This window comes from Glaciihabitans sp. dw_435 (genome assembly GCF_018449675.1).
Taxonomy (GTDB): domain Bacteria; phylum Actinomycetota; class Actinomycetes; order Actinomycetales; family Microbacteriaceae; genus Glaciihabitans.
This window is the reverse complement of record NZ_JAAVUZ010000003.1, coordinates 255,602-277,674: the sequence shown is the minus strand read 5'-3', so window position 1 is coordinate 277,674 and position 22,073 is coordinate 255,602. Positions and strand designations below refer to the sequence as shown.

At 65.8% G+C, this 22,073-nt stretch carries 16 protein-coding genes; 6 read left to right on the top strand and 10 right to left on the bottom strand.

Annotated features, from left to right (window positions below):
- Positions 1-86: 86 nt before the first annotated feature.
- Together HB677_RS06160 and HB677_RS06155 are read left to right on the top strand one after the other, a co-directional pair.
- Complete coding sequence (locus HB677_RS06160; protein WP_307852497.1) at positions 87-1,691, top strand: DNA polymerase Y family protein; 1,605 nt, start codon at positions 87-89, stop codon at positions 1,689-1,691.
- A gap of 16 nt (positions 1,692-1,707) precedes the next feature.
- On the top strand, positions 1,708-5,112 hold the full coding sequence (locus tag HB677_RS06155) for an error-prone DNA polymerase (protein WP_213814798.1): 3,405 nt from the start codon (positions 1,708-1,710) through the stop codon (positions 5,110-5,112).
- Positions 5,113-5,155: 43 nt separating this feature from the next.
- Here the strand turns inward: HB677_RS06155 and HB677_RS06150 are convergent, their stop codons facing one another.
- Positions 5,156-6,226, bottom strand: a complete 1,071-nt coding sequence (locus HB677_RS06150) for a CAP domain-containing protein (RefSeq protein ID WP_213814797.1) — start codon at positions 6,224-6,226, stop codon at positions 5,156-5,158.
- Between the two features lie 181 nt (positions 6,227-6,407).
- Here HB677_RS06150 and HB677_RS06145 point away from each other — a divergent pair, with 181 nt between their 5' ends.
- The gene (locus HB677_RS06145; protein WP_213814796.1) at positions 6,408-8,525 is read left to right on the top strand and encodes a glycosyltransferase family 39 protein; all 2,118 of its coding nucleotides are present in this window, start codon (positions 6,408-6,410) and stop codon (positions 8,523-8,525) included.
- A gap of 61 nt (positions 8,526-8,586) precedes the next feature.
- On the opposite strand, the gene HB677_RS06140 is transcribed toward HB677_RS06145, so the two are convergent.
- From HB677_RS06140 to HB677_RS06130, 3 genes are all read right to left on the bottom strand, one after another.
- Positions 8,587-10,365 carry a DEAD/DEAH box helicase gene (locus tag HB677_RS06140; RefSeq protein ID WP_213814795.1) on the bottom strand — a complete coding sequence of 593 codons (1,779 nt, stop codon included), beginning with the start codon at positions 10,363-10,365 and terminating at the stop codon, positions 8,587-8,589.
- 191 nt (positions 10,366-10,556) lie between these two features.
- Complete coding sequence (gene dinB, locus HB677_RS06135) at positions 10,557-11,810, bottom strand: DNA polymerase IV (protein WP_213814794.1); 1,254 nt, start codon at positions 11,808-11,810, stop codon at positions 10,557-10,559.
- Between the two features lie 103 nt (positions 11,811-11,913).
- On the bottom strand, positions 11,914-12,180 hold the full coding sequence (locus HB677_RS06130) for a GlsB/YeaQ/YmgE family stress response membrane protein (protein WP_213814793.1): 267 nt from the start codon (positions 12,178-12,180) through the stop codon (positions 11,914-11,916).
- Positions 12,181-12,388: 208 nt separating this feature from the next.
- Between HB677_RS06130 and HB677_RS06125 the strand changes: the two genes are divergently transcribed.
- Positions 12,389-13,156 carry an SGNH/GDSL hydrolase family protein gene (locus HB677_RS06125; protein ID WP_213814792.1) on the top strand — a complete coding sequence of 256 codons (768 nt, stop codon included), beginning with the start codon at positions 12,389-12,391 and terminating at the stop codon, positions 13,154-13,156.
- Positions 13,157-13,232: 76 nt separating this feature from the next.
- On the opposite strand, the gene HB677_RS06120 is transcribed toward HB677_RS06125, so the two are convergent.
- The 4 genes from HB677_RS06120 to HB677_RS06105 form a co-directional block, all read right to left on the bottom strand.
- Entirely contained in the window at positions 13,233-14,345 is a 1,113-nt protein-coding gene (locus tag HB677_RS06120; protein WP_213814791.1) for an acyl-CoA desaturase, read from the bottom strand.
- Between the two features lie 82 nt (positions 14,346-14,427).
- Entirely contained in the window at positions 14,428-15,654 is a 1,227-nt protein-coding gene (locus tag HB677_RS06115) for a D-alanyl-D-alanine carboxypeptidase family protein (RefSeq protein ID WP_213814790.1), read from the bottom strand.
- 81 nt (positions 15,655-15,735) lie between these two features.
- Positions 15,736-17,319 (bottom strand): PQQ-binding-like beta-propeller repeat protein, encoded by a 1,584-nt coding sequence (locus HB677_RS06110; RefSeq protein WP_213814789.1) that lies wholly within the window; start codon positions 17,317-17,319, stop codon positions 15,736-15,738.
- A 119-nt stretch (positions 17,320-17,438) separates the two neighbouring features.
- On the bottom strand, positions 17,439-18,269 hold the full coding sequence (locus HB677_RS06105) for an RNA methyltransferase (RefSeq protein ID WP_213814788.1): 831 nt from the start codon (positions 18,267-18,269) through the stop codon (positions 17,439-17,441).
- A 152-nt stretch (positions 18,270-18,421) separates the two neighbouring features.
- Between HB677_RS06105 and HB677_RS06100 the strand changes: the two genes are divergently transcribed.
- A complete protein-coding gene (locus HB677_RS06100) occupies positions 18,422-19,261 on the top strand; it encodes a Sir2 family NAD-dependent protein deacetylase (protein WP_213814938.1) in 840 nt (279 codons plus the stop codon).
- A gap of 38 nt (positions 19,262-19,299) precedes the next feature.
- Positions 19,300-19,935 (top strand): histidine phosphatase family protein, encoded by a 636-nt coding sequence (locus HB677_RS06095; RefSeq protein WP_213814787.1) that lies wholly within the window; start codon positions 19,300-19,302, stop codon positions 19,933-19,935.
- 27 nt (positions 19,936-19,962) lie between these two features.
- Here the strand turns inward: HB677_RS06095 and HB677_RS18780 are convergent, their stop codons facing one another.
- Both HB677_RS18780 and HB677_RS06085 read right to left on the bottom strand, forming a co-directional pair.
- Positions 19,963-21,063, bottom strand: coding sequence for a glycosyltransferase family 1 protein (locus HB677_RS18780; RefSeq protein ID WP_213814786.1), 1,101 nt, complete (start codon positions 21,061-21,063; stop codon positions 19,963-19,965).
- A complete protein-coding gene (locus tag HB677_RS06085; RefSeq protein WP_213814785.1) occupies positions 21,060-21,971 on the bottom strand; it encodes an alpha/beta fold hydrolase in 912 nt (303 codons plus the stop codon). Before HB677_RS06085 ends, HB677_RS18780 begins: the two co-directional genes overlap by 4 nt.
- Positions 21,972-22,073: the final 102 nt, after the last annotated feature.

Genomic DNA, 22,073 nt, shown 5'->3' with positions numbered 1-22,073 from the left:
TGCCGACACTCCCGGCTGGTTTTCGACACGCCGCGGGAATGTCGGGGGCAATTGACACAATCGAACGTATGTTCGAACATGGAGGAGTGACTTCCACCGCTCCCATCACTCGCACCATGGTGTTGTGGGCGCCCGATTGGCCGATCACCGCGGCTCTGCGCACCTCCCGGGTGTCTCTTTCGTCCCCCATCGCGCTCATCGATCGGGGCATGGTGTTCGCCTGTTCGCCTGCTGCCCGTGCCGAGGGCGTCAAGCGGGGCCTCCGGGTGCGGGAGGCGCAGGCGCGCTGTCCCGAGCTGGTGGTGCTCCCCTACGATCCGGTCGTCGATTCCCGCACCTTCGATACCGTGGTGACCGGCATCGAAGAGCTGATGCCGGGTGTGCAGCTCATCCGTCCGGGAATGTGTGCCATCCGCGTCCGGGGTCCCGCCCGCTTTTACGGTGGCGAGAAGCCCGCCGGTATTGCTCTGGTTGCGCTCCTTGCCGACCTGGGGGTCACCGGGGCACGCGTGGGAATCGCCGACGGTCCCTTCACCGCCGAACAGGCCGCCCGTTCCCTGCACTCCCGTCCGGGCGGGTCGCCGGTGCGGATCGTTCCGCAGGGCGCCTCCGCCGAATTCCTTGCACCCCTGTCAATCGCGTTGCTGGATCAGCCCGATCTGGTGACACTCCTGCGGCGCCTCGGCGTCACCACCCTCGCCGACTTCGCGGCTCTTGCCGCGGATGACGTGCGGGGCCGGTTCGGGGAGGGCGGTGCCCACCTGCACGCCCTGGCCAGCGGGTTGGATAGCCGTCCCGTCATCGCCCGGGTTCCGCCCGAGGAGCTCGACGTGGCAATTTCCTTCGAGCCACCGCTCGACCGGGTCGACCAGGTGACCTTTGGGTTCCGGTCATCCGCCGACCGCTTCATCCAGGGGCTGGTAGCCGCACAGCTCGTGTGCACTGCCCTGCGCATCGAGCTGGACACCGATGCCGGTGAGTTCTCGGAACGCAGCTGGTTGCATCCCCGGTCGTTCACCGCGGCCGACGTTGTCGACCGGGTGCGCTGGCAGTTGCAGGGCAGCGGAGTGGTCGATGCGGGGCTGAGCTCGGGGATTACCCGGGTGCGGGTCATCCCCGAAGGAGTCGATGCCATCGGTAATCACGAGGTCGGACTCTTTGGCTCCGGGCACGACGAGCGTATTCACCACGGGCTCTCCCGGGTGCAGAGCATGCTCGGCCACGGAGCGGTGCTCACCGCTGTGGTGAGCGGGGGGCGCACCCTCGCCGACCGGCAGACCACCGTGGCGTGGGGCGACCGTGCCCTGCTGACCCGGTCCCCACAGCAACCGTGGCCCGGGCAGCTTCCTCCACCGGCTCCCGCGACGGTGTTCCCGGTGCCGCATCCGGTGCACGTGCTCGATGCGGCGGGTGGTGCGATCACTGTCGACGACCGCGGTGCCCTGTCGTCGGCGCCCGCGCAATTCTCTGCGTCCGCGACCGGGCGCGACATGCGCACCATTACGGCGTGGGCGGGGCCGTGGCCGATCGATGAGCGGTGGTGGGACGCCGACACCCATCGCCGTGCACACCGGTTCCAGGTGGTCGACGCCGGCGGCACCGCCTGGCTGCTGGTTCTGGAAGAGAACCTCACCGCGTCCGGCGCAGCACACGGCCCGGGTTCGTGGTGGGCAGAAGCGAGATACGACTAATGAGGCGTGAACACTAATGGGCTACAGCAACCCACCCATTTCCTGGTCGGAGTTTGAACGAAAGCTCTCCGGCCGCAGTCGCCCCGGCGCGCCTCCCCTCGGCGCCGACGGCGGGGACAGCCCCGCCTGGTCGACAAAACGGCAACCGTATGTGCCACAGCCGATTCCGGATGCCACGACCGCCGCTATCCCCTATGCCGAGTTGCACACCCACTCCAACTTCAGTTTCCTCGACGGTGCCTCCTCCCCCGAAGCGTTGCTCGAGGAGTCGCAGCGGCTGGGGTTGCACGCTCTCGCGCTGACGGATCACGACGGTTTGTACGGCATCGTGCGGATGGCCGAAGCGGCGGAGAACTATGACATCAAGACTGTCTACGGCGCGGAGCTCTCCTTTGGCCTGACCAAGCCTCAGAACGGTGCTGCAGATCCCGAGGGCAGCCATCTCGTGGTGCTCGCGCGCAAGCAGGAGGGATACCACCGGCTGGCCGGCGCCCTCACGTCCGCGCAACTGGCGGGAGAGGAGAAGGGGCGACCGGTCTACGATCTCGGTGAACTCTCCGATCGCGCCGGTGGCGCCTGGACGATTCTGACCGGGTGCCGCAAGGGACGGGTGCGGCAGGCTCTCGTGGGTGCTGGCGACAGCGGTGATGCCGAACGCGCAGCGGCCCGGGAGGTCGATCGTCTCGTTGACCTGTTCGGCCGCGACAACGTGTTGGTCGAGCTCTTCGACACGGGAAGTCCCCTCGACAGCGCGCACAATGATGCGCTCGCCCAGATTGCCGCCCGCGCGAGGTTATCCGTCGTTGCCACCGGCAATGTCCACTACGCCACGCCGAAGCAGCACCGTCTGGCTACCGCCCTCGCGGCCGTGCGGGCACGGAGAAGCCTCGACGACATGGACGGTTGGCTCCCGGCATCCGCTGGATCCCACCTGCGCAGCGGCGCCGAAATGATGGCACGGTTCTCGCGCTACCCCGGGGCGATCGAACGCACGGTGGAGGTCGCCGATGACCTGAGCTTTGAGCTGCGTCGGGCAAAGCCCGGGCTTCCCCAGCAGGAGGTTCCCGAGGGGCACACGCCCATGAGCTGGCTGCGCAAGCTGGTGTGGGATGGCGCGGCGGAGCGGTATCCGAACATGCCCGAGAAAGATCGTGCCCGCATCGAACGCGAGCTGGGGGTGATCGAGACGAAGGACTTTCCCGGCTACTTCCTGATCGTGTACGACATCGTGCGGTTTGCCCGCAGCCAGGGAATCCTCTGCCAGGGTCGGGGTTCCGCCGCCAACTCTGCCGTGTGTTACCTGCTCAAGATCACGGCCGTCGACCCCATCTTCTATGACCTGCCGTTCGAGCGCTTTCTTTCGAGCATGCGCGATGAGGAGCCCGACATCGACGTGGACTTCGACTCCGACCGGCGTGAGGAGGTCATCCAGTACGTCTACACCAAGTACGGCAGGCACAATGCGGCGCAGGTGGCTAACGTCATCCAGTACCGCCCCAAGTTTGCGGTGCGGGACATGGCCAAGGCGCTCGGACACAGCCCGGGGCAGCAGGACGCGTGGTCGAAGCAGGTCGAACGGTGGGGTGCCCTCGTGTCGAGCGAAGACCACGACATTCCCGATGCGGTGGTCTCCCTCGCGCAGGATGTGCTGACCTTCCCCCGGCACATGGGGATTCACTCGGGCGGCATGGTGCTCACCGACCGGCCGGTGGGTGAGGTCTGCCCGATCGAACACGGACGGATGGACGGCCGCACGGTGCTGCAGTGGGATAAGGATGACTGTGCCTGGATGGGTCTGGTCAAGTTCGACCTGCTCGGGCTCGGCATGCTCGCCGCCCTCCAGCACAACTTCGATCTGGTGCGTGAGCACCTCGGTGAAGAACTGACGCTCGACAACATTCCCAAGGAAGAGCCCGGGGTCTACGACATGCTGTGCCGGGCGGACTCGATTGGTGTGTTCCAGGTGGAGTCCCGCGCGCAGATGGGGCTGCTCCCCCGCCTCCAACCGCGGCGCTTCTATGACCTGGTCGTCGAAATTGCCATGGTGCGCCCCGGCCCGATTCAGGGCGGAGCGGTACATCCGTTCGTCCGCCGCAAGCTGGGTCTCGAAGAGGTCACCTACATGCATCCGAGTCTCAAAGAGCCGCTCGAGCGCACCCTCGGTGTGCCCGTGTTCCAGGAGCAGCTCATGCAGATGGCGATGGCGGTGGGCGGCTGTACTGGGGAAGACGCCGATCAGCTCCGCCGCGCCATGGGCTCCAAGCGCGGCATCGAACGGATCGAGACGCTGCGCGACAAGCTCTACGCCGGCATGGAATCCAACGGCATCACCGGCAGCGACGCCGATGAGATCTATTCCAAGATCCAGGCCTTCGCCAACTTCGGGTTCGCCGAAAGTCACAGCCTGAGCTTCGCCCTTCTCGTCTACGCCAGCTCCTGGATGCGCCTGCACTACCCGGCGGCGTTCCTCGCCGCCCTCCTGCGGTCCCAGCCCATGGGGTTCTACTCTCCGCAGACCCTCGTCGCCGATGCCCGCCGTCATGGCGTGCAGGTGCTTCGTCCGGACATCAACAGCTCGGGTGTCAGCGCGGGACTGGAAGGTATCGACGAGCCGGGGCCGCTCGGCGTTGACTCGTGTTTCGGGCCGCAGCCTCCCGTGGGGGAATTCGACCGCACCGTGCCCTTTGATTCCGATGACCACCGCCGGGATGGGGCATTCGCCGTACGCCTCGGCCTCGACGAGGTCACCGGTATCGGCGCACCCCTGGCCACCCGCATCATCGAGGAGCGCGAGCGGGCCGGCAACTATCGCGACATGCACGATCTGGTGCGTCGGGTGGGGCTGAACACCGCGCAGTTGGAGACGCTTGCCGCCTCGGGAGCCTTCGATGTGTTCGGGATGACTCGGCGCGAGGCCATGTGGAACGCCGGAAACGCAGCCCAGGACCGCGCCGAATTCCTGCCCAACACCGTGGTGGCCGTGCAGCCTCCCCTGTTCTCGATGCCCTCCGAGGTGGACGAGATGATTTCCGACCTGTGGGCAACGGGGCTGTCGACGGACAATCACCCCATCCGGCACCTGAGGGATGCGCTGTCCCGGCGCGGAGTGCTTTCCTCGGCCCAGCTGAAAACGGCTGAGAGCGGCCGTCGGGTGGAGGTCGCGGGCGTAGTGACCCACCGTCAACGGCCTGCGACGGCCAGCGGTATTACGTTCGTGAACCTGGAAGACGAGATGGGGCTGGTCAACGTGATCTGCGGGGTGGGTGTCTGGAACCGCTATCGCCGTATCGCGCGGGATGCCCCGGCCATGATCATTCGCGGCATCCTCGAACGATCAACGGAGGGGGTGACCAACCTTGTCGCCGACCGGTTTGAACTGCTGACCATGAGCCCCCAGACCAAATCACGCGACTTCCGCTGAGGAAGCCGCGTGATTCAGAAGAGGCTGGTGACGGGCGGCGGTGCTAGCGGACCACCCGCACCGGCCCGCGCGTGATCTGCGCGACGGACGAGAACCGGGCATCGCCGGAGACGATTACCTGGATGTAATAACTGCCGGTCGCCCTGATCTGCGGCTTGGCCACATACACGCCGTTCTTCGCTGTGGTGGTGCTCGTCAGCTTGACGAATCCGCGCGTTTTACTCTTGCTGTAGTAGACGGACACCTTCGCCCCGGCCCGGGCAACGCCGATGCTGCCCTTCACGACGAACCTCGCATTGACGTGCACGGCGGCGGGCGCCGTGACGCTGACCGACGACAACACGATGCCCACCCGGACGACCGGGAGTACCGACTTTCCGGCATTTACCCCGGACGTCACGGTCACTCTGAGCCCATACATGCCGGCGCGGGAGGGAGCAGTGAGGACGAACCGCTTGCTGCCCGTAAAGCGATACGACTTGCCACCAAACGTGGCGATGGCGGTCGCTCCCGCATTCACCCGGCTCACTGTCACCGTGAATTTCTTGCCCGCGGCCAGGGACGTCGCCGACAGGGTGACGGCGGGAGCGGCGACGGTCGACGATGGAGGCGATACGACCGGCGGCGCAGATGCGGGGTACGCGGCAAACACCTGGCTGTAGTAGCGCTGGCCATTCGCCTCGTAGAAGCCCGTGCCCATGTCGGTGTAGTTGCCGATCAGATTCGCGTAGTGCGGCTTCGAGTTGCGCCAGGCGCCCACCACCTCGGTGTACGCGTAGCCATTGGCCACGTTCTCTCCGGCCGCCGACCAACCCGCGGGGATCTGCGTCGAGTAGTTGGGGTTGTGACTCATCGCACCGTTCAGATACTGCTGGGCAGCCCATTTTTGGGCGACGGCGTCGAGTGCCGTGTTGCGCTTCAGGGCGGGCTTTCCCGCCGCTGCCCGAACCGCGTTGGTGTCCGCGAGAATTCTGACGACTGCCGGCTCGGTGGGAGAAGCGCTGGCGGCAGCGGGCGTCGAGGCTGACGCGGGTGTCGCCACCGCGACCGCGCTGACGCCGCCGATGATCAGGGCAGGCGCGAGCATGAGCGATACGAGTCTGGATGAATTCACAATGTCCCCCAATGAATGACCCCCATAGTAGGCACACGCGATGTGATACCACTGGATTCGAGCCGGCGGATGTGAATGTACGCGTGCATCCCAGTACATAGGAACTGCATAACCTGCGCCAAGCTCCTGAACAGGGGCGACCGAGAGGCTTCTATCAACGAAACTCTCGAAGGGTAACAATATGACCGCGCACACCGTGCCCGCCACCGACCGCTTGACGAGCGGGCGACGCGGCATTCTCACGCGCCTCTTTCTTGGAGAGCGCGCCGATCCCGTCTGGGCACGACCAACGCTGTGGGGCTTGCTCGTTGTCACGGGAATTCTCTATCTATGGAACCTGGCCGCGAGTGGAAATGCCAACACCTTCTACGCCGCGGCAGTCCAGGCAGGATCCGAAGACTGGAAAGCGCTGTTCTTCGGCTCGCTTGACTCATCCAACTTCATCACCGTCGACAAGCCTCCGGCATCGCTGTGGGTCATGGGGCTGTCCGCCCGAATCTTCGGATTCTCGGCGTGGAGCGTGCTCGCTCCGCAGGCACTTATGGGCGTGGCATCCGTCGCCCTCCTCTTCGGAGCTGTCCGCCGAAGCTTGCTGACGTTCGGTGCTGTGCTGAGCAACATCGGCGGGCTCATCGCCGGTCTGGTCCTCGCATTCACTCCGGCCGCGGCCCTGATGTTCCGCTTCGACAACCCGGATGCTCTCCTGGTGCTGCTGATGACCGCCGCCGCGTACTTCGTCGTGCGGTCGCTGCCGAAGGCTGCCTGGAGGTGGCTCGCGCTGGCCGGCGTCGCTCTCGGCTTCGCATTCCTCACCAAGATGCTGCAGGGCCTTCTGGTGCTGCCGGCGTTCGGCCTCGTGTACCTGCTCGCGGCACCCACCACGATCTGGCGCCGCCTTGTGCACCTGTTGATCGCGGCCGGCTCTCTCATCGTCGGAGCGGGGTGGTGGCTCGTCATCGTTGCCCTGTTCCCCGCAGACGCCCGTCCCTACATCGGAGGATCCACGGACAACACCGTGCTCGACCTCGTGTTCGGATACAACGGATTTGGCCGGATCTTCGGCAGTTCCGCCGGTGGCGGTGGTGGCGCGGGTGGCGGTACGGGAACGGCCGGCTCCAGTTTCGGCGGAGCGACAGGACTGAACCGGTTGTTCAGCAGCGAGATGGGGCTCGAGATCTCCTGGCTGCTTCCCGCGGCGTTGATCGCCCTCGTACTCGGACTCATCGTCACGCTGCGCCGTGGCCGCTCGGACGCGCTGCGGTCAGGCTTCGTCATCTGGGGCGGATGGCTCGTCGTGACCGGGCTGCTGTTCAGTTTCATGAGCGGCACGATCCACCCGTATTACACCGTGGCACTCGCCCCGGCGATCGCGGGACTCGTGGCCATGGGTGGAATCACCCTGTGGACCATGCGAACGACGTGGGTTGGCCGTCTCGGTCTTGCGGCAATGATCCTCGTCTCGGGCGGGTGGGCATTCCACTTGCTTGCCACCAACGCGGACTGGCTCCCCTGGCTGCGCTGGGTTCTTCTGGCAGGGTCCGTGCTGTCGGCCCTCGCCATCCTCATCGGCTCGCTCCTCGAACTGAACCGGGTGATGACCGTCGCGGTTCTCGCCGGAACGCTCTTTAGTGTGGGGGGTTCAGCCGCCTACGCGATTGCTACCGCATCGGTGACGCACAGCGGTTCGATCCCGTCCGTGGGCCCCGCATCCACGTCTGGTGGAGGCATGGGCGGCGGTGGATTCGGCGGAGGCACCGGCGGTGCTCCCACGGGTGACGGTGGAGGATTCGGCGGTGGAACGCCCCCGTCGGGTGACGGCGGCGGAACTCCCCCGTCGGACGAAACCGGCACGGCTCCGGACGGAACGACCGGCACGGGGACGACCGACACGGGGACCGACGGCGGCACCACCACCGACGGCACCGCAACGACGGACGGAGGCGCAGACTCCACATCGTCGGCCGACCTGGACGCGCTCCTGCAGGCGACTACGAGTCGGTGGGCGGCGGCCGTCAATGGATCGCAGTCCGCGGCGGGACTCGAGCTATCCAGCGATACGGCCGTCATGGCGATCGGCGGCTGGAGCGGAGACCCGACCCCGACACTGGCTCAGTTCAAGGCATACGTCGCAGCGGGTGATGTGAGCTACTACATCGCCAGCGGACAGGGCGGCGGAGGCGGAGGCAGTGCGGGCGGCTCCAGCTCGGCAAGCGACATCTCGACCTGGGTCGCTGCTACCTTCACCGCGACGACCGTGGGCGGCTCCACCGTGTACGACCTGACGGGGTACACCGGCTAACACGTCGAGCTGCACGAAAGGCGCCGGACATTCAGTCCGGCGCCTTTCGTTGGTGTACTGGCTATCGCGTGAGCCCGCGACGCAGGTAATCGATGCGCGCCTGGAGCTGGGTGACAGAGGCCTGACCTACCGCGGGCCCGCCGCACACCCGCCGCAGTTCCGCATGAACGATTCCGTGCGGCTCGTTGTTCAGCTTTGCGCGCATGCCCACGAGACTGTTCAGCAGAGTGCGTTGTTCCTTGAGCGTGCGGTAGAGCGGGGCGGGCTCAGTGTCCTTGGGCGGCGGGTTGGCGGCGGTGTGTCGCGCCTGCCGGGCCTGCCGCTGCTGCAGCAGTTCGCGCACCTGTTCGGGTTCGAGGATGCCGGGAAGGCCGATGAAGTCGAGCTCCTCGTCACTCCCCATCCCTGCAGCAAAGCCGAACTCGTCACCCTCGTAGAGCACCCGGTCGAAGTTTGCGTCCGACTCCAGTGCCTTCCACTCGAACTCGTCCGGCACCGTCTCCGACGCTTTCTCGGTGCGGTTGGCGGCGTCCATGGCGTCTTCGTCGAGAAGCTCATCGTCTGCGGTGTCGCGGTCGAGGGCATGGTCGCGTTCCAGCTCGAGGCTCGAGGCCAGGGCAATGAGCGTCGGGACGCTCGGCACGAAGATGGAGGCGATCTCGCCCCGGCGGCGCGCCCGCACGAAACGGCCGATTGCCTGGGCGAAGTACAGCGGAGTCGAGGCTGACGTGGCGTACACGCCCACGGACAGGCGGGGAACGTCGACGCCTTCCGACACCATGCGCACGGCGACCATCCAGCGGGACTCGCTCTTCGAGAACGCGTCGATCCGGTCCGACGCTTCCTTCTCGTCCGACAGGACAATGGTCGGGGCGTGACCGGTGAGGCCGGTGAGCACATCGGCATAGGCACGCGCGGTCGTCTGATCGGTCGCGATCACCAGCCCACCCGCGTCGGGGATGGAATGCCGCACCTCGGTCAGGCGACGATCGGCCGCGGCGAGCACCGCGGGGATCCACTCCCCCTGCGGGTCGAGTGCTGTACGCCACGCCTGGGCGGTCACGTCTTTGGTGTCGCCCTGACCGAGTCGGGCTTCCATCTCCTCGCCCATTTTGGTGCGCCAGCGCATCTTGCCCGCATACGCCATGAAGATCACGGGCCGGACGACGCCGTCGGCGAGAGCTCTGCCGTACCCGTAGTTGTAGTCGGTCTGCGAGAGCCGGATGCCCTTTTCGTCCCTGACGTAGGAGACAAAGGGGATCGGTGCCGTGTCGGAGCGGAACGGCGTGCCGGTCAGCGAAAGGCGGCGCGTAGCGGGCTCGAATGCCTCGCGGATCGCGTCGCCCCAACTCAGCGCGTCTCCGCCGTGATGCACCTCGTCGAGGATGACGAGCGTGCGGGCAGATACCGTCAGCGCGCGATGGTGTTCCGGGCGCATGGCGACCTGGGCGTACGTGACAGCGACCCCGTGGAAGCGTCGTCCGCCAAAGCCGTGGCTGTTTTTAAATTCGGGGTTGAGCCTGATTCCCACGCGGTGAGCGGCGTCAGCCCACTGCTTTTTGAGGTGCTCGGTGGGGGCGACGACGGTGACCTGGTCGACGACGCGGCGGGCAATCAGTTCCGTTGCCAGCCGGAGAGCGAACGTGGTCTTACCGGCGCCCGGTGTAGCGGCGGCGAGGAAGTCCCGAGGCTCCTTCTCGAAGTAGATATCGAGGGCCTCTGCCTGCCAGGCACGAAGCTTGTCTGCCGTACCGCGGGCCGCACGTTCCGGATACGAGGGAGAGAGGTGTTCCGCCGCAAAGGTACCGACTGTGGGGCCGGGGAGAGGTGGAGTATTCACTTGATAAAACAATACCCGCCCGGTGTGACATCGCCTGTCCTGGGCGATGGCCCGCGCACAAAAAAGCAGGTCAGCGCCGGCTGGCGAGGTTCGAAGGGCCGGATACCGCGCGTGTCGCCGACGGCCGCAGTCTGGGCGCTACACCCTCGCGATGTCTGTCGCCGAGCGCGACGACGGACTCGTGGATGAATTTAGCGGGCGGATGACTCGTGCGGCGGTTTCTGCGGAGCTTCGGGCTTCCGCACCAGGGTCGCAGGGCGCACGAGTCCGCTGCCGAATCGGGCGGTGACGGCGTCCATCGCCTGCTCCGCCTCACGCCATCCCTCGTTGGTTTCCCACAGCCCGGGTGCGCCGCTGCCGGCCGGGGCGAGCTGCTCCATGCGAACACCGACGAGCCGGATCCGCGAGTGCTGCTTGCCGAGGGCTTCGTAGACGTCAGTGACTTCCGAGTAAATGCTGCGTGCCAGATCGGTGGGCTCCGTGAGCGTGCGGGACCTCGTGATCGTGGTGAAGTCACCGAACCGGAGCTTCAGCACTACCGTTCGACCGACCATTCCCGCGCTCCGCAGCCGCACAGCAACCTTGTCGCTCATACGTAACAGTTCGCGCCGGATGATCTGCGGATCGGTGATGTCGTGCTCGAAGGTCACCTCGTGGCCGACGCTCTTCTCCTCGCTGTGGAGAGTGACGGACCGGGAGTCGCGCGCCCAGGAGAGCTCATGCATCTTGCGCCCACCGGCGTCGCCCAGCGTCTTTTGCAGCGTTGCCAGTGGGGTGGATGCCACGTCCCCGACGGTTCGGAGACCCAGCCGGGTCAGCTGCTCCCCCGTCTTCGCGCCCACACCCCACAGGGCTGTGATCGGCAGGGGGTGGAGAAACGCCAGGGTGTCCTCGAGCGGAATCACCAGCAGGCCATCGGGCTTGGAGAGCCCGGATGCGAGCTTCGCTATGAATTTGGTCGCAGCGACTCCTACGGAGCAGTGGAGCCCGGTTTCGGCGTAGACGCGGGACCGCAGGAGCGTGGCGATCTCGAAGGGCGAGCCGAGCAGCTTGCGCGCGCCCGTGACATCCAGGAACGCCTCGTCGATGCTGAGGGGTTCGACCAGCGGTGTCAGATCGTGGCAGATGGCCATAACGATTCTGGAAAAATGCGTGTAGCGCTCGAAGTGGGGTTCGAGAACCACGGCGTTGGGGCATTTGCGCAGCGCTATCGACATGGGCATCGCCGAGTTGACGCCGTACTTGCGTGCCTCGTAGGTGGCTGCGGTGACCACCGACCGGCCACCACGGTGGCCGACGATGACCGGCAAGCCCTTCAGGTCGGGTCGTTCGAGCAGTTCGACAGACGCAAAGAACGCGTCCATGTCGACGTGCATGATGTTCGCGGTGGTGTCGTCGGTGGGTGCGTCAGAGACCTGCCGCCCACTGCCGTCCTGCTTACTCACGCTCTCAGTCTGTCATCGCCCGCTGACATTGGTCGGAAGGATCGTGATGAGAATGACGAAGGGGGCGGTGCGCTCTCGCGCGCCGCCCCCTTCCGCGTACCGACTACGCGCGGCGGCTGCCGCGCGTGACGAGTCCGTAGATGAGCAACACGATGATCGCTCCACCGATGGCGAGGAGCCACGTGCGAAGGTCGAAGAATCCGCCGAGGTTGACGTTGAACAGGGCACCGCCGAGGAATCCGCCGAGGAGGGCTCCAACGACTCCGAGAATCAGAGTGATGATCCATCCGCCACCCTGCCGTCCTGGCAGGATCGCCTTTGCGATCGCTCCGGCCAGCAGACCGAGGATGATCCAGCCGATGATAGTCATGCAAAACTCCCGAGGGTTGTGTTCGTACCCGGGTCTCGGATACACCCCATAGTTAACCATCGTGGTGTTTTCGACAGCGAGGGTTGACGGGTGCCCCGTCGCGTTGGTAGTAGCCAAAACATAGCCTTGCTATGCAACGCAGGTAATAGCGAGTAGTTTTGATGCGGTAACCGGTGCCCCTTCTTCCGGTTCGTGCAGACTAAGGAACATGACAGTGCAACACCCCTGGTCCAGATATGTCGCCCTCGGAGACTCCTTCACCGAGGGGATCGGTGACCCAGAGCCCGAAAGCCCGGGCGGGTTCCGTGGATGGGCCGACCGGGTCGCAGAGGTACTCACCGAGAGCTCCCCCGATTTCGCCTACGCCAACCTCGCCGTGCGGGGCAGGCTGTTGCAGCAGATCATGGACGAGCAGGTGGACGCCGCCCTCGCGCTGCACCCCGACCTGATCACCATTTCCGGCGGCGGCAACGACATCATCCGCCCCGGCACCGATCCCGATGAGATTGCCTCCCGCCTGGAATCGGCGATCGTTCGGCTCAGGTCGGACGGCGCCACCGTTGTCATCTTCACCGGCCCGGACATCGGGATGACTCCGGTGCTCAACCGATCGCGCGGCAAGGTGGCGATCTTCAACGAGAATGTCCGCGCAATCGCGCTGCGCAACGACGCCATCGTTGCGGACATGTGGGCGCTGCGGGAGCTGCGGGACCCTCGGATGTGGGCACCCGACCGGCTGCACTTCTCGGCTGTCGGGCACCACACCATCGCCCGCATGGTGCTCGCGGCGCTGAACGTGGAGAACGACCTCGAGGCGTACGCGCCCGAACCGTTGCCGAAGACGTCCTGGCGTCACGCCCGCGTCGAGGACATGGGGTGGGCGCGGGAGCACCTGGTGCCGTGGGTGCTCCGCCGCATCCGGCATCAGTCCTCCGGAGACAATGTCACGGCGAAGCGTCCCGGTTTTCCCGAGTAACTGACCGCTGCCGGCCCAGCCGACACAGAAAAATGGCCCGGACTGAGTCCGGGCCATTTCTGTTGACTGTGTGTCGTTAGCGTCCGTATCGCGCGGCTGCCGGGCAGTCGAACGGATCGCGGGCGGTCAGGCCAACGCGGTTCAGGTAGGCGATGACGATTCCATACGACTCGAGGACGGATGCCTGTGTGTAGAGAATCCCCTTGGCTTCGCAGTATTCCCGCACAATCTCGCCGGCGCGCTTGAGGTGCGGGCGGGGCATGCTCGGGAACAGGTGGTGCTCGATCTGGTAGTTGAGTCCGCCCATGAACACGTTCATGCCGAAGCCTCCGCGAATGTTGCGGCTGGTGAGCACCTGCCGACGCAGGAAGTCGACCTTGCTGTCCTTGGGGATCTGCGGCATGCCCTTGTGGTTCGGGGCGAACGACGCTCCCATGTACACGCCGAAGACGGCGAGCTGCACGCCGACGAATGCGAATGCCATTCCCAGGGGAAGGAAGGTGAAGACAACGGCGAGGAACCCGATGTTGCGCACCAGGAGGAGCGTGATCTCGGTGCCGCGCTTGTCGACCTTGCCCTTGCTGAAGACCGTCTTGAACGCCTGCGCGTGGAGGTTGAGGCCTTCGGCCGTCAGCGCGGGGAAGAACAACCAGCCCTGGCGACGCGCAAGGAATGCCGAGATGCCGCCAAGAGCGCGTGCGTGCTGCTCCTGGAAGACGATGAAGTCCGGCTCGATGTCCGGGTCCTTGCCGACCGTGTTCGGGTTGGCATGATGACGCGTGTGCTTGGTCATCCACCAGGAGTAGCTGATGCCGACGAGAAGGTCAGCCACGATGCGACCGGCAAAGTCGTTGGCCTTGCCAGACTCAAAGACCTGGCGGTGTGCAGCCTCGTGCGCGGTGAAGGCGTACTGGGTGAACAACAGCCCCATGACACCGGCGATGATGAGCTGGTACCAGCTGTCGCCGAGGAGGGCGAAGCCGACCCAGGCCGCGCCCATGAGGGCGCTGATGATGGCGAAGTTGATGATGTAGAACGTTCGGGTGCGATGCAGCAGGCCCGCGTCGCGGACGGTGCTCAGCAGAGCCGAGAATTCGGAGACCGGGTTTGCGATACCACGCGGGCCCGTCTTGATAATGCGTGGCGTAGAAGCCGACGCGGCTGGAATCGTCACGATACCCCTGACCATTGGGTTGACTTCTCAGCCGTGAAACGAGCAATTGCTCCGTGCAGATATTGCGAGCATAGGGGCGATTACTGGGAAACCGTGGTTAGAACAGATCTCCGGGATTGGTGAGTCGCCACCAGGCGCCCGGGTCTTCCAGCGTTCCCTTGAGAATCAGGGGAACAGCAATCGTTTGTGCGCCGACCGTGAAGGTCACGGTGCCGACGGAGGTGCCGTCGGCGGCCGTCGTTACCTGCTGTGTGGCCACCTTCGCGGTGACGGGAGTGGTCGACCAGACAACGGCCGTGGCATCCTTCTGGGCGACTGCCTGTGCCTTTTCGCCCCAGTCCGTCGTGTAGGAACCGAAGCTGTCCCCCGCCTTGGCGAGGGTCACCTGTCTGAATCCCGCCTTCGCACTCTCGACGAGAGCCTTCACGCTCGCGTCGACGACGCCGTGGTTCGCGGCTCCGAGCACAACGCCCACGAGGGTAATCGGGGTGCCTCCCACGGTGATGTCGGACGAAAACAGAAGGTTGGAGCCTGCCGAGTCGAGGGTGCCGGTCTTGATGCCGTCAATGCCGTCGACACCCAGTAGCGAGTTGGTGTTGGTGTACGTGCCGACGTTGGGCACGGTGACCGTCTTCATCGCGATGATCTTGGCGATGGTGGGGTCCTTCAGGGCGAGTTTGCCGAGGGTGACGAGGTCACCGGGGGTACTGACGTTTTTCGGGTTCATCCCGGTGGCATCGGAAATGCTCGTGGACGTCATGCCGTGCTCGTCGAGCCAGGCGCGGGTGGTCCCGGCGTAGGCCTCTTCGGACCCGAAGGCCCAGTCGACGAGCGAGTGGGCATAGTTGTTGCCGGATGCCACGAGCATGAGCTCAATCACGTCGAGCTGACTGACCTTGAGCCCCACGTAGACGGGTAGCACGAGGCCGTTGTTGGCCACGTAGTCGTTGTACACGGCGATGTCTGCCTGGGTGAACGTGAGCGTTGCGCCCTCGGTTCCCGCGGCGATGGGGTGCTTCTCCAGCACGATCAGTGTCGTGATGATCTTGCTGATGGAGGCGATGGGCAATGCCTTGTCGGTCCCGCCCTTGGCGAGGAGCCCGCTCGTTCCCACGGCACCGATGCCGCTGGTTCCATAGGCCGGCACCGTGACGGCTGCGGCGGTCTGCGCGGGAGCCGTGTAGGGAACGGTCGTCGATGCGGCAGCGCCCAGCGGAGCCAGCAGCGTCATCGGAAGGTAAAAAGCAACAACGAGAAGTGCTGCAACCGAGCTGAATACGGTTATCCGCCGACGGCGGTAGATCTGCTGACGGGTTAGAGGCACTCGGTCATAGTAGTCACGGCGATGAATTAAAAGCTGAAGGGCGCGCGCACCGCGCACGCCCTTCAGCCGATCGTTCGGGTGTTACTGGTTGGCGAATCCCGTGAGCTTGGGATCGTGGTGGAACATGGGCCACGCTCCCTTGGTCTGCACGGTGGTGACCTTCGTCTTGACGCTGGCGCCGCCGACAACGAAGTGCGCGACGTAGCCGCGGGTCACCTGGTGACCATTGATGAGCGGGCGCTGTCCTTCGATCTGTCCGGCGATCGTGATGCCGATCTGGCCGCTCGGGTCAGCCGTCACCGTTGCGGAACTGCGCATGCGGATCGTGGGAGCGAGCTGCGTGACAACGCGGCCGTTGCGACCGTCCAGGATGAACAGGCCATGGCTCGTGGGAGCGAGGATGTACTGGAACTTGGCGTTCGGGGCAGCGAAGGTGGTGATTCCGCCGTCGGTCGCGTATCCGAGTGAACGCTTCCAGATTGCCTTGCCCGTTGCGCCATCCAGGGCGTACACGGTGCCCTTGGCCGAGATGGTGACGGCTTCGAGCTTGCCGTTGCCGTCGGCGTCTGCGAGAGCCGGGCTGGGCTTCGAACTGCCATCGATCTTCACGGCCCACACCTTCTTGCATGCGGTGTTGATCGCAATGATCTTGTTGCTGTCCGCGGCGCCCTTGTAGTAGGTGCCCGTTCCGCTGACGACGCCCAACGTGTTCTTGGCGAGGAAGCGCCCGACGGCCGGCGACGACTGCACGACCTGGTTGGTGTTGTACTGGCAGACGAGGCCACCGTTCTTCACACCGGTGCCCGCGTTACCCGTTGCCCGCAGGATGCGAATGTGGCCACCGTTCTTGTAGCGGTAGCCTCCCGCTGCCACACCAGCGGTGGAGTCGCCACCCTCGATGATGAAGTCGCGACCGGTGCCGCCGGAGATGCGCGCGACGGCAGGGGTGGAGAAGTTGGTGTCGGCCTGCAGCCACGGGAAGCCCTTGAGAGTGCTGCCGGTCTTGGCGTTAATGGCGAGCTGCATCTGTCCCATGGAGCCGCCGACGACATCGCTGCCGGTCTGCAGGTTACCGATGGAGAGCGAGGACATGACGCCGCGCTTCTCGCCGGTGCCGCTCGGGTACAGGTACGGGGTCTTCAGCCAGATCTTGTGGCCGGTCGCCGACAGGGCGAGGTAGCCACCCTTGGTGGGAGCGGATGACTCGCCGACGCCCACGAACACCCGGGCTGTCGACCCGACACCGAGCACGGAGGGCGTGGACTGCACGGGGACCTTCGCCTGGTAGGGCCAGCCGGGAACGACGGAGCCGTCAGTGGCGTGCAGCGCCCAGATCGTGCCGCCCTTGTCGCCGACGATGACGGAGACGCCCTTGTTGTCGAGGACGCCGACACCGGGAGAGCCGAACCAGACGGGCTTGTTGGAGTTGGAGAGCACCTTTTGCCAGGTGCGGGTGAAGGTGATGGATGCCGCGGCGGCTGGTGTTGCCGCAGGTGCAGTCGACACGGCCCCGGTGAGGGCTGCTGTCTCCGGCGCCGTTGCGGTCTCTGCGGTGGCCGATACGGCCGGAACGACGATGCAGCCAGCCAGGGCAACGGTGCCCAGGATGAACGAGGCCGCGGCCCGTCGTGCGCGATTGCCGCGCGTGGATGATGGTGTGTTCATGATTCCCCCTGAAAAGGTGTGCCCGAATCCCACACACCGTTCGCGTGCCCCCAATACGAGGGCTTCGTGCTCATCCTAAACGCGGGTGGGTGAACTCAGCGCGAATCCACAGGTGAATGCTAGGCGGATGGAGTGGCAGACCACGGCCGCGATGGACCGAGCGCATACAGCCCGACGGCGCTGGCCGAGGCGACGTTGAGGGAATCGACGCCGTGCAGCATCGGGATCGTCACGATCGTGTCGGCGACGCCCAGAGCTTCACGACTGAGGCCGTCACCTTCCGTGCCGAGCAACAGGGCCACCTTCTCGGGCGCCGCCGCGGCAAAGGTGTCGAGGTCGACGGCCGTATCGCTGAGGGCGAGTGCGGCGATGTGGAAGCCGAGGTCCTTCAACACCGTTGCTCCCTCGGGCCACTCGGGAAGCCGGGTCCACGGCACCTGCAGCACGGTGCCCATGCTCACGCGCACGCTGCGGCGGTAGAGGGGATCCGCGCAGCGCGGCGTGATCAGCACTGCATCGGCGCCGAGCCCCGCGACGGAGCGAAAGATCGCTCCCACATTGGTGTGGTCGACGATGTCCTCGAGAATGACGATGCGCCGGGCCCCGGCGACCGTGTCCGCGACGGACGGAAGCGGTGGCCTCTGCATGGAGGCAAGAGCACCGCGGTGCATCTGGAATCCGGTGAGCTTTTCGAGCAGCGCCGAGTCGCCCACGTAGATGGGGCCGTCGTAGGCGGCGACGAGGGGCTCGATCTCCGGCAGCCACTTCTCCTGCAGCAGGATGGAACGCGGCCGGTGGCCCGCGGCGAGGGCGCGCTCGATCACCTTTGCCGACTCCGCGATGTAGAGGCCGCCCTCGGGTTCTGACACCCTGCGCAGCGAGACATCCGTCAGCTTCGCGTAGTCCGCCAGTCCCCCGGCCTCGAGAGAATCGATGGGGACGAGGTGCATGACAGATCCAGACTTCCGGGAGCGCGAATGCGCTGGTGGCGTAACTGCCAGCAATCGGAAACATATCGGAAAACTGCGGTGTTTAAGATTGCGGAAGCGCCACCAACATTTTAGGAGGCCGGATGACCCTGCCAGCCGCATCCCCCACGGGAATGCTCACCGCTCCGCTCGAGCCCGCCGTCGAGCAGCAACTGGAAGCCGCAGTCGCCGCCCTTCGTGGTCGCCGCGTCGCAGTTCTCACCGGGGCCGGGGTCAGTACCGACTCGGGAATCCCCGACTACCGCGGCGCCGGCGCCCCGGTTCGAACTCCCATGACCTTCCAGATGTTCCTGTCGGACCTCGAGTACCGCAAGCGGTACTGGGCGGGGAGCCAGCTCGGCTGGAGCCGGTTTGACGCGGCGCGACCCAACGCCGGTCACCGTGCCCTCGTGGATCTGGAACTCGCCGGGGCCGTCAACGGCATCATCACCCAGAACGTGGACGGTCTGCACCTGCGCGCCGGATCCCAGCGCGTCGTCGACCTGCACGGCACCATGGACCGTGTGCGCTGCCTGACCTGTGGCCAGCTCTACGCCCGCACCGACATCTCCGACCGCATCGCCGCGGCCAACCCGTGGCTCACCGACCCCGATTCCCAGGAGCTGGGACCCGATGGCGACGTCGTCATCACGAACGTCTCCGACTTCGTCCTTCCCGAGTGCACGGTGTGCGGCGGAGCGCTCAAGCCCGACATCGTGTTCTTTGGTGAGTTCATTCCCAAGGTGAAGTTCTCCGAGGCGAGCGCGCTGGTGCAGGGCGCCGACGCGCTGCTGATCGCCGGGTCATCCCTCGTCGTCAATTCCGGCATTCGCCTTCTCGACCAGGCGATGCGTCGCAAGCTGCCGGTGGTGATTATCAACCGTGGGGTGACCAAGGGGGACGGTCGCGCTGCGGTTAAGATTGAGGCCGGAACGTCCGAGACACTCTCCGCGCTGCGGGAGCTGCTTACCTAGCTGTGCGGTTCGGCGTCCGCCCGACGAAGGAGCGCGCCATGACCCGCATCTATCTGGTTCGCCATGGCGAGACCGCGTGGAACGCGCAGCGCCGCATCCAGGGCAGCACCGACATCCCCCTCAACGACACCGGGCGGGAGCAGGCGGCCGTCACCGGAAGGCTCCTCGCCCGGCGGGAATGGGATGCGATTTACTCCAGCCCGCTGTCGCGCGCGTTCGAGACGGCGAGCATAATCGCCCGCGAGGTCGGACTGCCGGCACCTGCAACCCGGGACGCGCTGATGGAGCGCGCCTACGGCGAGGCCGAGGGGCTCGACTGGGAAGAGGTCGACCGCCGGTTCCCCGGTGACGATCCGGTTCCCGGCCGCGAAACCCGCGAGCAGGTCACCGATCGCGTCATACCCGCCCTCATCGACCTCGCCGAGGCACACCCCGGTGGGGACATCATCGTTGTCAGCCACGGCGGCGTCATTCGCTCCGTGCTCAACGAGGTCGACCCGGGCATGGAGCACGGTCCGATCAGCAACGGTTCCATTCACAGCATCCTGCACTCGGACGGGACGCTCGAGCTGCTGGTCTTCAACGACCCCATCGACGTCTTGTCCCTCGACTGCGCGACCGGCAGCATCGATGAGCAGAACGCCCTCGAGGGTCGCGACGCCGTCCACAGCTGAGCGCCGGACGGGTCACACTCGGTCGACCTAGGGGCGTGATGTGGGTTCCGTCCGGTTCTTCGCCGTCGACTCCTCGAAGTCACGCGTGAGCAGGTCGAGCAGGATCGCCGCCGAATTGTTCCAGCGGTAGGTTTCGGTGCGCTCCCGGGATTCGGCGGAGCGGGTCATCCACTCGTCCCCGTCTTCGAGGCGGCGCACGGTGTTCGCGAAGTCCTGCGGGTCGTCGACGTCGAAGAAGAGGGCGGACTCCCCCGCGATCTCGCGGAACACGGGAATGTCACTGGCAACCACGGGTGTGCCCGTCACCATCGACTCGAGCAACGGCAGGCCAAAGCCCTCGTTGCGTGACGCCGTGACGACGGCGAACGCCTCTGACAGGAGGCGGCCATACTCCTCGTCGCTCGCGCCGTCGTGGAAGGTCATCGATCCGACGGGTGCGAGACGCTCCAGGCGCCGCTTGTCTTCCGCGGAGGCGCGGCTGAGCAGGTGCAGGTGGTACCCGGGCAACAGGTGCATGGCGGTCGCCAGCAGCTCGACATTCTTGTACGGCATGAACGAGCCCATGTAGAGCAGGTCCCGTCCGGTCGGAACGCTGTCGCGCTGCACCAGGGGATCTTCGACGGCGTTGGGCACCACAACGATGGGGTGCGGGGTGAGGTCTTTGCTCAGCATGAGTTGCTTGGTCGTCTCGGAGACCGACACGTGCGCGTCCGCCTTGCGCAGCAGCGCACGCTGGGGCGCCCACGACAGGTGGTAGAGACGCCAGACGACCCGCACCGGCCAGATGAGATTCCGCGGCGGAGTGCGGTTGCTGTAGTAAATGAGGTCGTGCACCGTGGTCACGAGCCGGAAGCGACGGCCCCACGGGCCCATGGTCTGCATGGGCGTGTAGACAACATCGGGCTCAAACTTGTTGAAATAGAGGGATGCCGCGGGCTCGGTGATGGCCGTCGGCGACGGGCCAAGCACCCAGGGCAGGTCCGGGAGCATGCTCAGCTGGCGCTCGTCGCTGATGACCATGGTGACCGGGTGCAGCCGCCCGAGCGCGGTGACGAGGCCAGCAGAGAAGCGGCTGATGCCGTCGTGGCGCGGGTATTTGATGTAGCGGCAATCGAAGAGGATCTTCACGGCTGGGCCTCCGCCACGCTGCCAACGCCGAGGAAGTCGACGATCGCGCGTGCGGCCTCACGGGGACGCTCGTAGTGAATTAGATGCCCCACACCCTCGAGCATAACGAGGGAGGAGTTCGGGAAAATCTCTTCGAGGCGGTGCAGTGCCTTCACGCTGGTGATCGGGTCCCGGTCGGCGGCGATGAGCAACGTGGGAACGGAGATGGCGGGGGCTGCCGTGCTGACATCGCTCGTGATCGACGCCTGGAAGCCGGCGAGCACCGTGCGGCGGTCGGAGTACCGGCTGAAATAGGTGTCGTGCTGGTCGTGGATCCACCGACGCAGCGCCGGGTCCTTCGTCGTGACCATCGCGAGGCTGGTGAAGCGCACGATGGCGGGATTGCCGAGCAGGGCGAGCCCGGCACGCTCGGGCAGGGCGGCACTCGCGCGGTAGTACTGCACCGTCAGCCACGTGAGGAATGCTTTGGGGCCGGAGAGAGCGGGGGCGGCGATCGGGTTGATGAGAACGAGCCGGGGCGTCTGCAGGCCAGCAGCGACCGCGTGGGAGGTGACGATGGACCCGAAGGAGTGTCCGAGGATGATCGCCTCCCCCGTCAGCCCCAGCTGCCCGACGAACCCGGTGAGCCACGCCGAGTAGCCCTCGATGGAGGTGTCCACCTCGGTCAGCGGTGTGGATTCCCCGAAGCCGGGAAGGTCGGGGCTGATCACGCGAACACCGGACAGGTGTGCGACGACCGGATCGAGACCGTGGTGCTCGCCACGGAAACCATGCACCGCCACGATCGTCAGCGGCGCGTCATCCGCCCCGTACGTCCAGTACCTGGTGGAGCTGCCCAACACCGACACCTCGGACTCCGTCACGGGAACGGCATCGAGCAGGGCTGCGTACGGCGATTCAATGGGCATTTGGTTCAAGTCTATGGAGCGGCGACTGCGCAAACGCTTCCGGCCTCCACCTAGACTCAATACCACTTGCTCAGAAGCCGGCATCGCAGCCGGAATGCGCGC

Excerpts from the sequence above, each read along its gene's own strand:
- HB677_RS06155 (WP_213814798.1), top strand. The coding sequence starts at position 1,708 with ATGGGCTACAGCAACCCACCCATTTCCTGGTCGGAGTTTGAACGAAAG.
- HB677_RS06145 (WP_213814796.1), top strand. The coding sequence starts at position 6,408 with ATGACCGCGCACACCGTGCCCGCCACCGACCGCTTGACGAGCGGGCGA.
- HB677_RS06130 (WP_213814793.1), bottom strand. The coding sequence starts at position 12,180 with ATGACTATCATCGGCTGGATCATCCTCGGTCTGCTGGCCGGAGCGATC.
- HB677_RS06125 (WP_213814792.1), top strand. The coding sequence starts at position 12,389 with ATGACAGTGCAACACCCCTGGTCCAGATATGTCGCCCTCGGAGACTCC.
- HB677_RS06120 (WP_213814791.1), bottom strand. The coding sequence starts at position 14,345 with ATGGTCAGGGGTATCGTGACGATTCCAGCCGCGTCGGCTTCTACGCCA.
- HB677_RS06110 (WP_213814789.1), bottom strand. The coding sequence starts at position 17,319 with ATGAACACACCATCATCCACGCGCGGCAATCGCGCACGACGGGCCGCG.
- HB677_RS06105 (WP_213814788.1), bottom strand. The coding sequence starts at position 18,269 with ATGCACCTCGTCCCCATCGATTCTCTCGAGGCCGGGGGACTGGCGGAC.
- HB677_RS06100 (WP_213814938.1), top strand. The coding sequence starts at position 18,422 with ATGCTCACCGCTCCGCTCGAGCCCGCCGTCGAGCAGCAACTGGAAGCC.
- HB677_RS06095 (WP_213814787.1), top strand. The coding sequence starts at position 19,300 with ATGACCCGCATCTATCTGGTTCGCCATGGCGAGACCGCGTGGAACGCG.
- HB677_RS06085 (WP_213814785.1), bottom strand. The coding sequence starts at position 21,971 with ATGCCCATTGAATCGCCGTACGCAGCCCTGCTCGATGCCGTTCCCGTG.